The organism is Paenibacillus woosongensis (assembly GCF_030122845.1).
Taxonomy (GTDB): domain Bacteria; phylum Bacillota; class Bacilli; order Paenibacillales; family Paenibacillaceae; genus Fontibacillus; species Fontibacillus woosongensis_A.
On the sequence record NZ_CP126084.1, the window covers coordinates 148,662 to 160,829 of the forward strand.

The 12,168-nt window shown below is 51.2% G+C and carries 13 protein-coding genes; 11 read left to right on the top strand and 2 right to left on the bottom strand.

Going from position 1 to position 12,168, the window contains the following annotated elements; genetic code table 11:
- Positions 1–49: 49 nt before the first annotated feature.
- The 6 genes from QNH46_RS00720 (at position 50) to tnpA (ending at position 5,198) form a co-directional block, all read left to right on the top strand.
- Positions 50–1,168 carry an ABC transporter ATP-binding protein gene (locus QNH46_RS00720; protein WP_283926493.1) on the top strand — a complete coding sequence of 373 codons (1,119 nt, stop codon included), beginning with the start codon at positions 50–52 and terminating at the stop codon, positions 1,166–1,168.
- Between the two features lie 198 nt (positions 1,169–1,366).
- Entirely contained in the window at positions 1,367–2,308 is a 942-nt protein-coding gene (gene hprK, locus QNH46_RS00725; protein ID WP_283926494.1) for an HPr(Ser) kinase/phosphatase, read from the top strand.
- An 11-nt stretch (positions 2,309–2,319) separates the two neighbouring features.
- Positions 2,320–3,363 (top strand): prolipoprotein diacylglyceryl transferase, encoded by a 1,044-nt coding sequence (gene lgt, locus QNH46_RS00730; protein WP_283926495.1) that lies wholly within the window; start codon positions 2,320–2,322, stop codon positions 3,361–3,363.
- 12 nt (positions 3,364–3,375) lie between these two features.
- Positions 3,376–4,023 carry a pyrophosphatase PpaX gene (ppaX, locus tag QNH46_RS00735; protein WP_283928308.1) on the top strand — a complete coding sequence of 216 codons (648 nt, stop codon included), beginning with the start codon at positions 3,376–3,378 and terminating at the stop codon, positions 4,021–4,023.
- Positions 4,020–4,547: an acyltransferase gene (locus QNH46_RS00740; RefSeq protein WP_283928309.1), complete on the top strand. Its 528-nt coding sequence runs from the start codon at positions 4,020–4,022 to the stop codon at positions 4,545–4,547. Before ppaX ends, QNH46_RS00740 begins: the two co-directional genes overlap by 4 nt.
- Before the next feature lie 177 nt (positions 4,548–4,724).
- Positions 4,725–5,198 carry an IS200/IS605 family transposase gene (tnpA, locus tag QNH46_RS00745; RefSeq protein ID WP_283926496.1) on the top strand — a complete coding sequence of 158 codons (474 nt, stop codon included), beginning with the start codon at positions 4,725–4,727 and terminating at the stop codon, positions 5,196–5,198.
- A 173-nt stretch (positions 5,199–5,371) separates the two neighbouring features.
- Here the strand turns inward: tnpA and QNH46_RS00750 are convergent, their stop codons facing one another.
- Both QNH46_RS00750 and QNH46_RS00755 read right to left on the bottom strand, forming a co-directional pair.
- Positions 5,372–6,787: a DUF4179 domain-containing protein gene (locus QNH46_RS00750; RefSeq protein ID WP_283926497.1), complete on the bottom strand. Its 1,416-nt coding sequence runs from the start codon at positions 6,785–6,787 to the stop codon at positions 5,372–5,374.
- Entirely contained in the window at positions 6,771–7,301 is a 531-nt protein-coding gene (locus QNH46_RS00755) for a sigma-70 family RNA polymerase sigma factor (protein WP_283926498.1), read from the bottom strand. The genes QNH46_RS00750 and QNH46_RS00755 overlap by 17 nt, the downstream gene beginning before the upstream one ends.
- Before the next feature lie 318 nt (positions 7,302–7,619).
- Between QNH46_RS00755 and QNH46_RS00760 the strand changes: the two genes are divergently transcribed.
- The 5 genes from QNH46_RS00760 to hisH all read left to right on the top strand — a co-directional run bounded on the left by QNH46_RS00760 (position 7,620) and on the right by hisH (position 12,101).
- The gene (locus QNH46_RS00760) at positions 7,620–8,822 is read left to right on the top strand and encodes an ATP phosphoribosyltransferase regulatory subunit (protein ID WP_283926499.1); all 1,203 of its coding nucleotides are present in this window, start codon (positions 7,620–7,622) and stop codon (positions 8,820–8,822) included.
- Between the two features lie 32 nt (positions 8,823–8,854).
- The gene (gene hisG / locus QNH46_RS00765; protein WP_283928310.1) at positions 8,855–9,496 is read left to right on the top strand and encodes an ATP phosphoribosyltransferase; all 642 of its coding nucleotides are present in this window, start codon (positions 8,855–8,857) and stop codon (positions 9,494–9,496) included.
- A gap of 67 nt (positions 9,497–9,563) precedes the next feature.
- Complete coding sequence (gene hisD / locus QNH46_RS00770; RefSeq protein ID WP_283926500.1) at positions 9,564–10,877, top strand: histidinol dehydrogenase; 1,314 nt, start codon at positions 9,564–9,566, stop codon at positions 10,875–10,877.
- Complete coding sequence (gene hisB, locus QNH46_RS00775) at positions 10,861–11,472, top strand: imidazoleglycerol-phosphate dehydratase HisB (protein WP_283926501.1); 612 nt, start codon at positions 10,861–10,863, stop codon at positions 11,470–11,472. Before hisD ends, hisB begins: the two co-directional genes overlap by 17 nt.
- Before the next feature lie 2 nt (positions 11,473–11,474).
- Entirely contained in the window at positions 11,475–12,101 is a 627-nt protein-coding gene (hisH, locus tag QNH46_RS00780; RefSeq protein WP_283926502.1) for an imidazole glycerol phosphate synthase subunit HisH, read from the top strand.
- The last annotated feature ends 67 nt before the right edge of the window (positions 12,102–12,168 follow it).

Genomic DNA, 12,168 nt, shown 5'->3' on the forward strand with positions numbered 1-12,168 from the left:
ACATTTGGATTAATCTATAATACTAATTTAATTCTAGGAGGCAGAACTCATGGCAGGCGTACGCTTAGAACACATTTTTAAGAAATACCCAGGTGCTGACAGGGCAACCGTTATCGACGTTAACCTAGACATTGCAGATAAAGAATTCCTCGTATTGGTTGGACCATCCGGTTGCGGTAAATCTACAACTCTTCGGATGATTGCTGGTTTGGAGGAAATCACTGAAGGTAAATTGTACATTGGCGACCGCGTCGTTAACGACGTAGCTCCTAAAGACCGTGACATCGCGATGGTTTTCCAATCCTACGCTTTGTATCCGCATATGAACGTGTATCAAAACATGGCATTCGGTCTTAAGCTTCGCAAAGTGAAAAAAGAAGAAATCGACCAACGTGTACGCGAGGCAGCAAGAATCCTCGATATCGAACACTTGCTTGACCGCAAACCGAAGGCACTTTCCGGTGGTCAGCGTCAACGGGTTGCCTTGGGACGCGCAATTGTCCGCGATCCGCAAGTCTTCCTCATGGACGAACCGCTTTCCAACTTGGATGCTAAGCTCCGTGGTCAAATGCGTGCGGAAATTACGAAGCTCGTTAAACGTCTTGAAACGACTTGCATTTATGTAACGCATGACCAAACAGAGGCCATGACGATGGGTGACCGTATCGTTGTTATGCAAGACGGTATCATTCAACAAGCAGCTTCTCCGGAAGAACTGTACAACCAACCAACGAATATTTTCGTTGCTGGATTTATCGGTTCCCCTACAATGAACTTCATCAACGGTAAAATTGTAGAGCAAAACGGTGCAGTATACTTCCAATCCGATGCGCTCAAAGTTGAAGTACCTCAAGGTAAAGCTGTTACCCTGAAGGAAAAAGGATACGTAGGCGGTAAGGAAGTCATCATGGGCGTACGTCCAGAGGATATCCATGAAGAGCCAATCTTCCTGGAAGGATCTCCAAATACTGTATTTACAGCAAGCGTAGACGTAACAGAGAACCTGGGTCACGAAATGCTCTTGTACTTGAGCAGCAACTCTCCGCTGATCGCTCGTGTTGATGGTCGTTCCAACACTCGTGAAGGCGACAATGTGAAACTTGCCATCGATATGAACAAAATTCATATCTTCGATAAAGAAACGGAGAAAAACGTATTTTTCAGCTAATCTTATTAGATGACAAAACCGCCCTACGGGGCGGTTTTTGGCTTATAAATCACTGGTAATTGATTTGCGTCGTATTTTCCTTTACGATGAATACAGTGAAATGAATGTAGTTGCTGCTAATTTCTATTTTACATATTGCAGGCTGCTCTCTGTCATAAGGGTCAATTGCGGATGAGTGGTTTGGAGAAGGAGAACGCCATGGCTAAAAAAGTGAAAGTATCAGAATTGGTCAACCAATTCGGGCTTGAGGTTGTGTCCGGAGAACAAGGGTTGAAACGGATCATTACTGTCGATGACTTATACCGCCCTGGCCTGGAAATGGCCGGTTATTTCGAGTACCATCCGCCAGAGCGGGTACAGATCTTGGGGAAGACGGAGCTGGCATTCTTTGAGATGCTGCCGTCTGAAGAGCGGCTTGATCGCATGGAGCGTCTATGCTCTAGCGATGAAACGCCTTGCATTATCGTGACGAGATCATGGGAAGTGCCGCAAGAACTGGTAGAGATCAGTGCGGTCAAGAATATTCCCGTCCTGAGGAGCAGCATGGCTACAACGATCTTGTCCAGCCGCATTACGAGCTTCTTGGAGAAGAAACTCGCACCTACGGCAACGATTCATGGCGTTCTTGTTGACGTGTACGGGGTAGGCATGCTTATTACCGGCTCTAGCGGCATAGGTAAAAGCGAGACCGCGCTGGAGCTCGTTAAGCGCGGACACCGCCTTATCGCCGACGATGCCGTAGAAATTCGTCAGACTTCCGATTTTCAGCTGCATGGAACCGCGCCAGAGCTGATTCGCCATTTGCTTGAAATTCGGGGCGTCGGCATCATCAACGTCATGACGCTATTTGGCGCAGGCGCTATTCGCAACAATAAGCGGATTTCCCTCGTTGTTCGACTTGAGGCCTGGCAGCAAGAGAAGCAATATGACAGACTAGGGCTCGATGAAGAAACGACGCGAATCATTGACACCGATGTGCCGCTCGCTACGATTCCGGTTCGGCCTGGACGGAACCTGGCTGTCATCATTGAGGTGGCAGCGATGAACTTCCGCCTGAAGCGAATGGGATATAACGCGGCATTGCAGTTTACGACAAAGCTCACCGAGACGATTGCCGAAGATATTGACGATTTGGACTAGGAGCGTGAATGATGGGCACTTTGTTATTGGATCCAATAGCTTTTTCTATCGGAAGTATCGCCGTACGCTGGTACGGCTTGATTCTCGGAACGGGCGCTTTGGTTGGTCTGCTTCTGGCCATTCGAGAGGGGAAGCGTTTTGCGATTCCGCAAGAGTTCTTTATGGACCTATTGCTGTTAGGCGTTCCCTCGGCCATTATTGGGGCCAGAATTTACTTTGTCGCTTTTACATGGGATCAATACAAGAATAACTTATGGGACATCTTCAAAATTTGGGAAGGCGGCATAGCGATATACGGCGCGCTTATTGGCGCGATTATATGCGCGGTCATTATGGTGCGCAGACGGGGCTATAATTTCTGGCGTATCGCCGATATTTGCGCGCCTTCGCTGATCGTTGGCCAAATGATCGGCCGCTGGGGGAACTTCGTGAACCAGGAAGCCTACGGCGGTCCTACGACGGAAGCCTTTTTGAGAGATTACCTGCATTTGCCGTCTTTCATCGTAAACCAGATGAACGTGGAGGGCGTGTTCCATCATCCGACGTTCCTCTATGAATCGCTATGGAATCTGGTTGGCTTGCTGCTGTTGTTCGTGCTTCGAAGACAGAAATTCCTGCGGGCAGGAGAGTTGTTTTTCTCATATTTTATTTGGTATTCCATCGGCCGATTCTTTATCGAAGCGCTGCGTACGGACAGTCTGGCGTTTCAAGGGCCGGCGTGGCTGGCATCATTTGTAGACGGACTCTGGTCTCCGATAACTTGGCTTGGATTCGAGCAGGGGTATTTGGATCCTAACTATGGCAATGTACGCATATCCCAGCTGTTGGCTTTGCTTATTATCGTTATTGCAATTATCCTTATCATCGTTCGCCGTAGAACAGTCACTAATTTGCCGCGGTACAGCGATCCGATCATTTCTACTAAAAATCAGGAGATCGAGAGTGGATCAAGCGCCAACGCCGCTGTCCTCAGCAGACAGGCTGTAGATACAGACAAGGCAAATGAAGCGGATACTCCTGCGCCAGAACAAGATGAGGAACCGAAAAAGGAGTAGCTCAATTTGAATATAGACACCGTGTTATTCGATTTAGACGGAACGATTGTAGATACCAACGAACTGATTATTGCGTCGTTTCAGCACGTGTTGGACAAGCATAAACAGCCCCGTACCCGGGAGCAGATCATACCTTATATGGGAATGACGCTGGAGCAGCAGTTTCAGGCTTTTTCAGGCTGGGCGGATGTTGCGGAACTTGTGACCGATTACCGCTCGTTTAACACCATGCACCACGATACGATGGTCAAAGGATTTCCGCATGTCGATGAGGTCATCTCCACCTTGAAAGAGAAAGGAATGAAGCTTGGAATAGTGACGACCAAGATCAGACCCTCGACGATGCGCGTATTGGAAATGTTTGACTTACTGAAATATATGGACGCAATTGTAACCGTTCAGGATGTTACGTATCCCAAGCCGCATCCAGAGCCGGTGCTGACAGCAATACAGCAGCTCAATGCCGATCCGAAGCGCACGCTGATGGTGGGGGACAGTCCCGCTGACATTAAGTCAGCTCAGGCTGCGGGAGCGCTCTCGGCCGCAGTAGCCTGGTCCCTTAAAGGGGCGGAAGAGCTGAAGAAGTACAATCCGGACTATATCCTGGAGGATATGCTTGATTTGTACGGAATTTTAGGATGGGAGCTTGTGAAGAAGTGAGGAGAGTGCAGCGTTATCCAGTAGAAGGGCCAAATGCGCTGTGGCAGTTATACCGAACGGTAAGTCCGTGGAAGGGAGTCAAAAACTTCATTTTCATCCAATTGGCCAGGTATTGCCCGGTGCTGCCGCTGAAAAACTGGATTTATCGCCGCATTCTCGGCATGAAGGTCGGGGAGCATACCGCTTTTGGCCTCATGGTGATGGTGGACGTCTTCTTTCCCGAGCTGATTACAATTGGACGAAACTCGGTCATCGGCTACAATTCGACGATTCTGGCTCATGAATATTTGATCAAGGAATATCGTCTGGGCGAGGTCCACATCGGAAATGAAGTCATGATTGGCGCAAACACGACGATCCTTCCCGGAGTTACGATCGGAGATGGGGCCGTCGTCGCCGCCGGATCCGTCGTACATAAAGACGTGCCCCCGGGAGCATTCGTTGGCGGCAATCCGCTTCGTGTCATTGAGCGGAAAATGCCGGAACGAACAGGCCTTGAGGCTGACAAAACAAACGAACAGTAAAAGAGGATCGCCTTTAGGCGATCCTTTTTTGTTGCGGCTTTAGCCAGTTGAGCTCGCGAAGCGTGCGAAACAAAAAACCACCCGCTATGCGGGTGGAGGGAACCAAGGTTTGACCAACAAGACCATTCCCATAAAATTGAGATGTTCAGGCTCAATTCAAGAAAGGAATGGTCTTAGATGGCAAACAAGAGCTATAGTTTAGCTCACACGAAGTGGATGTGCAAATACCATATCGTGTTTACCCCGAAGTATAGACGGAAAGAGATCTATAATCAAGTGAGGAAAGACTTGATCGAAATATTTAAGCGTCTGTGTAAATACAAGGGAGTGGAGATAATAGAAGGCCACATGATGCCCGATCATGTACATATGCTAGTGGCAATTCCTCCCAAAATCTCAGTATCCTCATTTATGGGGTATTTGAAGGGAAAGAGCTCACTAATGATATTCGAAAAGCATGCTAGCTTGAAGTATAAATATGGCAATCGAAAATTTTGGGCGGAGGGATACTACGTCAGCACAGTGGGCTTGAATGAGGCTACCGTCGCTAAATATATACGCGAGCAGGAAGCACATGACCAGGCAATTGACAAACTGAGTGTGAAAGAGTATGAAGATCCGTTCAACAGAAACAGTGCCAAGAAAAAGTAAACCAGTTTAACTGGTAAGTGAAGGCGACAAATTACACTGAGCCTGAACAATTTTATTGTCAGGCTAGCGTCTTTAGGCGCAGTTTGGCAACAAGGGGTTATACCCCAAGAGCAAACCACCCGTTGGACGGGTGGTTATGATTGGCGGTGAGGTCATATTTTTAAAAACGGTGGTTATGGCTCATTTGCAGGATTGTTTCCGGAGAGAAGCGGAATTTCAAAAGGCTGGTTGATATCTGTTCCTGGATAGGACAGAAGCTTAAAGGTTAACGGCTGGGCATAATTTCCCGGCTTTAATTTATAATGAACCGTTTGGAAGGCATCACCGGATCGATAGCTGGACCGTCCCACCATTAGTGTATGCTTCTTCCCGTCTCCATCTGTGAATTCCTCATCTAAGTCGAAATATAGAGCTCTTCGGTCGGAAGCGTGATCCATTTCAAAGTAGATGTCTATAAATTCTTCGCTAGGAACCACGCGGCTAAGCCGAATGGAATCATCCGGAGCAGAGACGATTTTCTGTTTCTCCGTATCAAGCACAAGCTCTAAATCTTTCCCCAGCGCTTCTTCCATTCCCGATGCACCAAAGGCTAGATCCTGCCACTTGGCATAATACAGGCTGTCAAATTGGATAAGAAGTTCATTTGGCCCGGCATTCATTGTAGACATTTGCATCGTAAGGGAGTTTCGTGAGCCTTCTTGCGTGATCCATAGAACAGGATCGATGAGACTCTGATATAAATTCTCCTCGGCGGACTCAATTTGGAGATAGACCCTTGTACTTAATGGATTCAAGATAACATCTGTAAGGGTTAAAGAATAGGGTCCCATTTTTGCCGAACGGTTAACCTCGATTCTGTGCTCCAACCCGGCATATTTACTAGAATCCAGTTGAATAGGAAACTCAATGAGCTCATGGGCCTCATCCGATGCTTGGGGATGACCCCATTTTGCGGAGAAGGTGAAATGAGCAGGGACATCGTTCTTAGGAAAAGAAAGCGTAAATTCACCATGCTGCACATTCGTTGGCGTACCTGGATTAACTTCAGAAGATGGATATTCTATCATCGCATTCAGGCTATTTCCATGGGTATCTAAGAACTTGGCGTCCCGGGGAGAAATGGGGACATTCCCCGGCAAATTAACCGATGTATAGAATACAATCATCTCGGTACGGTCAGCAAGAACCCCGTCAATCGTAACTTGGTAATTGCCCTGCGTGATCGTTTCATTTATGGGCTGGTACAGACCATGGTTGGCTGCATCCTTAAGCTTGGGCGTCATGCTGTTGTATACGAAACTTGGGATATCCGAGCGGGACGCATGAAAGGCAGAACGGCCTAAGTTGTCCGATGTCCACATCTGCCAGCCGCCGAACAGCAAGAGGCAGCAGGCAAGCAGCGCGCCCGTAAGCTGCTTCCAAGGGAAATGATGAGCGAAGCGTTTATAGCGAGAATGGCCTGATGTGATCCCGGCAAGCAATGCCTGGTCTAATTTCTCTTCATGGATTTGCTCCGCAGCGGCATTGTGGGATTTATAATAATCCGTCAGCAGTTCTTCCTCTCGATGAAAATCAAGCTTCCCCGGCATATCCTTCGCCTCCCTTTCTTATATGTTCCCGTACTTGCTTTAATCCTTGATGCAGCCAGGTCTTCACCGTGCCTTCCGGCCGCTGGAGAACCCGTGAGATTTCGGTCAGAGTCATATCCTGATAATACTTAAGCATCAGTACGTCGCGATACTTGGGCTTCAGGCGCTCAAGCGCCAGTTCAAGATCCAGTTTATAAACGCTGATCATTTCTGTTTTCTCCTGGGCTGCCTCGGCAGGATGCGGCCATGTTCTTTTGCGGTATTTTAATTCATCGTGACAACAGTTGATCAGAATGCGGATGAGCCATGGCACAAAGGCATCAGGATCCCGCAGCTTCCGGCATTTGATCCAGGCGCGGCAGACCGCTTCTTGGACTGCATCCAAGGCATCGGCCTCATTTTTTAAGTAGCTGTGGGCGATGCCGAATAATTTTCTTTTCTGGGAAGACACCAGCATGTAGAAGGCTTCTTCATCTCCGAGGCATGCGGCTGCCGCCCATTCTTTTTCTTGCACTTTCCGGCTCCTTTCTGTGTGTGGCTGTTCGTTCGTGTTGAAGCCTGGCGCTACATGAGCAGGCCATTACATTTATATAGTTAAGACGCTGGTGAGCCGCAAACGGTTTTATCCGATTCCCTGTCAAATAGGCGCAGGTATGTTAAAGTTGTAATAGCTGGTATTTTTGCTGTCGCATGCAGCCATTTAGCTGTGCGTTGACGATTCGGAAGCAAGTATGATAAAATATGCCATACCCTTTAATTTGGTAGTATGGTAGCACTTTAATATGATAAAGCAAATGATATTATATAGTTAATCTGCTGAGAGGTGAAAGTCTTGTCTAAACCGAAAGGATTTGAAAAACCCGCTGGTGTGCGCGATTACCTGCCTTTTGCGGTAGAGAAGCTGCGGGCTATCGAGCGCAGCGTACTGGATTGCATGTCCAGTTGGGGTTACCGCCAAATCATGACGCCAACGCTGGAATATTACGATACGGTCGGCGTAGCGAGTTCAACGTCCGATCAGAAGCTGTTCAAACTGCTCAACAGCCGGGGAACGACGATGGTGCTTCGTTCAGACATGCCTGCTCCGATTGCGCGGGTGGTCTCTTCATTATTAAGGGAGGAGCCTTTGCCGCTTAGATTATCTTACCATGCGAACGTGTTCCGGGCGATTGAGGAGGAAGCGGGGAAGGAAGCGGAGTTCTTCCAGACAGGCGTGGAGCTCGTCGGGGACGACTCTCCGGAGGCGGATGCCGAGGTGGTTGCCCTGGCGGTATCTTCGCTGCAGGCGGCGGGCGTTACAACGTTTAAGATTGCTTTGGGTCATGTCGGCTTTCTGAACGGATTGCTCGAGGATGCGATTCCCGATAGCGAGGAAGTTAGGGACACGCTGAAGGAAGTACTCATGCATCGCGATTACGTGGGATACCGCGAGACGCTGGCAAAGCTGACCTTGACCGAAGCGCAGAAAAATGAGCTGGAAGGCGTTCTTAAGCTGCGTGGAGGAAAGGAAATATGCCATCAGGCTCTTGAACTGAGCAGCAATGCACTTGCCCAGGCTTCGATAGAGCATCTTGGCCAAGTATGGGATGCGCTAGAGGATTACGGCGTTGCCCAGCATGTGATGATCGATTTGACGATGATCGGCGATTTCTCGTATTACACGGGAATGACCTTTGAAGGATACGCGGCGGAGCTGGGCTTCCCGGTTTGCAGCGGGGGGCGCTATGACAACTTGCTCCAGCAGTTTGGCCGGCCAGCTCCAGCAACGGGATTCTCCTTGAAAACCAATCGGATACTGGACGGCGTGGACGGCATGCAGGTGGAGCGTGAGCTCCCGATCCTGCTGCAATATGATGCAGTGAACCGCAAGCTTGCTTTTGCTGAGGCGGCCCGTCTTCGGGCGGGAGGGCGCAGCGTAGTGATGAAGCATACCGACAGACCGGAGGATCTATTATCTGAGACCGTGGCCAGAAACATGCGCAGCGGCCCGCTAGGCCCGGCATACGGCGAGATTCTCAGCTTCGTCAGTTTCTGACCTACATCAGTTAAGGAGGGAGGGCTTTGGCTTTGGGAGAGATCATTAAGGTAGCAATGCCCAAGGGGCGTATATATAAACAGGCGGCGGCTATGTTCCGCGAAGCGGGATTATATATTCCGAACGATGTGGATGAGTCGCGCAAGCTCGTCATTCCTTTGCCGGAGATCGGCATGGAATTTATTATGGCCAAACCGGTGGACGTGCCGACTTATGTGGAGTACGGGGTAGCGGATATCGGCATCGTGGGCAAGGATGTGCTAATGGAAGAGAACCGCGATGTGTATGAACTGCTTGATTTGGGAATTGCCCGCTGCCGCATGTCGGTTATCGCACTGCCGGAATGGAAGCCCGGCATTCATCAGCGCGTAGCGACGAAGTACCCGAATGTCGCTTCACAGTATTTCCGCGAGCAGGGGCAGCAGGTTGAGGTGATCAAGCTGAACGGCTCCATCGAGCTGGCGCCGTTGATCGGCCTCGCAGACCGCATCGTCGATATGGTAGAAACCGGCCGGACGTTAAAGGAAAACGGTCTTGTGGAGATGGAGAGTCTTTTTGAAATCACGAGCCGTTTGGTGGCGAACCGGGTCAGCTACCGCATGAAGAACAGTGAAATCCAGGCGGTATGCGACGCTCTAAACCGGGTGATTCAAGGCTCGGGAATCGAGAGCTAGGAACGGAATAGGAAGAAAAAACGCAGGAAACGGAAAGAACATAGCCAGTGATGGGGGGCAATCAGGGATGAGAATTGTATCGGCGGGACAATTTCAGCTGAAGCGGGAGGTAGACTACGGTTCGCCGGAACAGAATGCAGTCGTCAAGACAATCGTAAGTGCTGTAAAAAATGAAGGGGACGTCGCGCTTCTTAAATATACGGAGCAGCTCGATGGCATGAAGCTGTCGCCGGAAACGCTGCGAGTGACGGAGGAGGAAATGCGGGCCGCTTACGATAAGGTCGAACCCTCCTTTGTAGCGGCGATATCGGCTGCGGCCGCGAATATCCGCGCCTACCACGCCAGGCAGAAGCGCAATTCCTGGATGGACTTGCAGCCTGATGGCAGCATGCTGGGCCAGATCATTCGCCCGCTTAAGCGAGTTGGCGTATACGTACCCGGCGGTAAAGCCTCTTATCCCTCCTCGGTGCTGATGAATGTCATCCCAGCCCAGGTGGCAGGTGTGCCGGAGATCGTTATGGTGACGCCGCCAGCGACGAGCGGGAAGGAAGGAATCGACCCTTATATCCTTGTGGCTGCTGCGGAAGCCGGCGTGAATGAAATTTACCGGGTCGGCGGAGCGCAGGCTGTCGCCGCTCTTGCCTACGGCACGGAGACGATCGCGCCTGTCGATAAAATCTGCGGGCCGGGCAATATCTATGTCGCTTTGGCGAAGCGGGAAGTGTACGGAGCGGTCGACATCGACAGCATCGCGGGGCCAAGCGAAATCGCCGTGCTGGCCGATGACAGTGCTGACCCGGCTTACGTCGCTGCCGATCTGCTGTCACAGGCCGAGCATGATGAGATGGCATCGGCTATTCTCGTCACGACCTCGGAGGCCTTCGCCAAAGCATGTCAGGAGGAAGTTCAGCGCCAGCTGGCGGTTCTGCCTCGTCGTGACATTGCCGCGGCCTCGATCGAGAAGTACGGCGTCATTCTTCTTGTCGATTCCATTGAAGAAGGAATCGGCGTAATTAACCAATTGGCGCCGGAGCACTTCGAGCTGATGGTAGAAGAGCCGATGGCATACCTCGGCCTGGTTGAGAACGCCGGGGCGATCTTCCTCGGACCATACAGCTCAGAGCCAGTGGGAGATTATTTCGCGGGTCCGAATCATATTATCCCGACGAATGGAACCGCACGTTATTCCTCCCCGGTCGATGTGGATGATTTCATCAAGAAATCAAGCCTGATTTATTATAGCAAGGAAGCATTGCTTAAGAATGGCGAGACGATTATGGAACTGGCGCGCCGCGAAGGTCTCGAAGGCCATGCGCGGGCGATCGAAATACGGATGCGTAAAGAAGGAAAGGCAGGGAATGTTGATGACAACGAATTATGAAGAGGCAAGAGAGCGGAGCGCGAGCGTTAGCCGCAAGACGAACGAGACGGATATTAAATTGAGCTTCTCCGTGGACGGCAGCGGACAGTCCGATCTACAGACCGATGTGCCGTTTCTCGATCATATGCTGGACCTGTTTACGAAGCATGGCCATTTTGATCTGACGGTGGAAGCGCATGGCGATATCGAAATCGATGACCACCATACCGTCGAGGATATTGGGATTTGCCTGGGACAGTGCCTGCGGGAGGCATTGGGCGATAAAAGAGGCATCAAGCGCTATGCAAGCGTCTTTGTGCCGATGGACGAAGCCCTTGCGCAAGTGGTTATCGACTGCAGCAACCGCCCGCATTTCGAGTATCGCGCGGAGTATCCATCAGATCGGGTGGGCAGCTTCGATGTTGAACTGGTGCATGAGTTCTTGTGGAAGCTGGCTTTGGAGGCACGGATTACGCTGCATGTCATCGTCCATTACGGGCAGAACACACACCATATGATCGAAGCCGTGTTCAAGGCACTCGGACGTGCCATCGATGAAGCTACAAGCATTGATCCGCGCGTTAGCGGCGTTCCGTCTACGAAGGGAGTGCTCTAACTTTGGCCATTGCCATTGTAGATTACGGAATGGGCAATTTGCACAGCGTCAGCAAAGCCGTCGAGCGCCTCGGCTACGAGGGGCTCGTCACCGGCGACGCTGCGGAGATCCTCGGTGCCGACGGCGTGCTGCTGCCGGGCGTGGGCGCCTTCGGCGACGCCATGGCGCATCTGCGCGGCACCGGGCTGGACGCCGTCGTGCGGCAGGCTGCCGCCGGCGGCACACCGCTGCTCGGCATCTGCCTCGGCATGCAGCTGCTCTTCGGCGAGAGCGAAGAGCATGGGCGCAACGAGGGCCTCGGCATTTTGCCGGGCAGGGCGGTGCGCTTTGCGGGCGGCGAATACAAGGTGCCGCACATGGGCTGGAACCGGCTGTCGTTCCTGCAGCCGGACAACCCGCTGCTTGCGGGGCTGGAGGAAGGGCATGTGTACTTCGTCCATTCCTACCATGTTGAGACGCAAGCGAAGAGCGATCTGATCGCCGTGACCGACTACGGTCATCCGGTGACGGCGATCGTAGGCCGTGACAACGTATACGGCATGCAGTTCCACCCAGAGAAGAGCGGAGAGCTGGGCATGTCGCTGCTGCGCAACTTTCTGGCCTTGGCAGAGGCGAAAGGCAACGCGTAGGAGGAGCAGCGGCTGCGGTATTTAGGCTGCGGCGGCATGCATGACCTGTCCAGATGGAAAAGGGCAT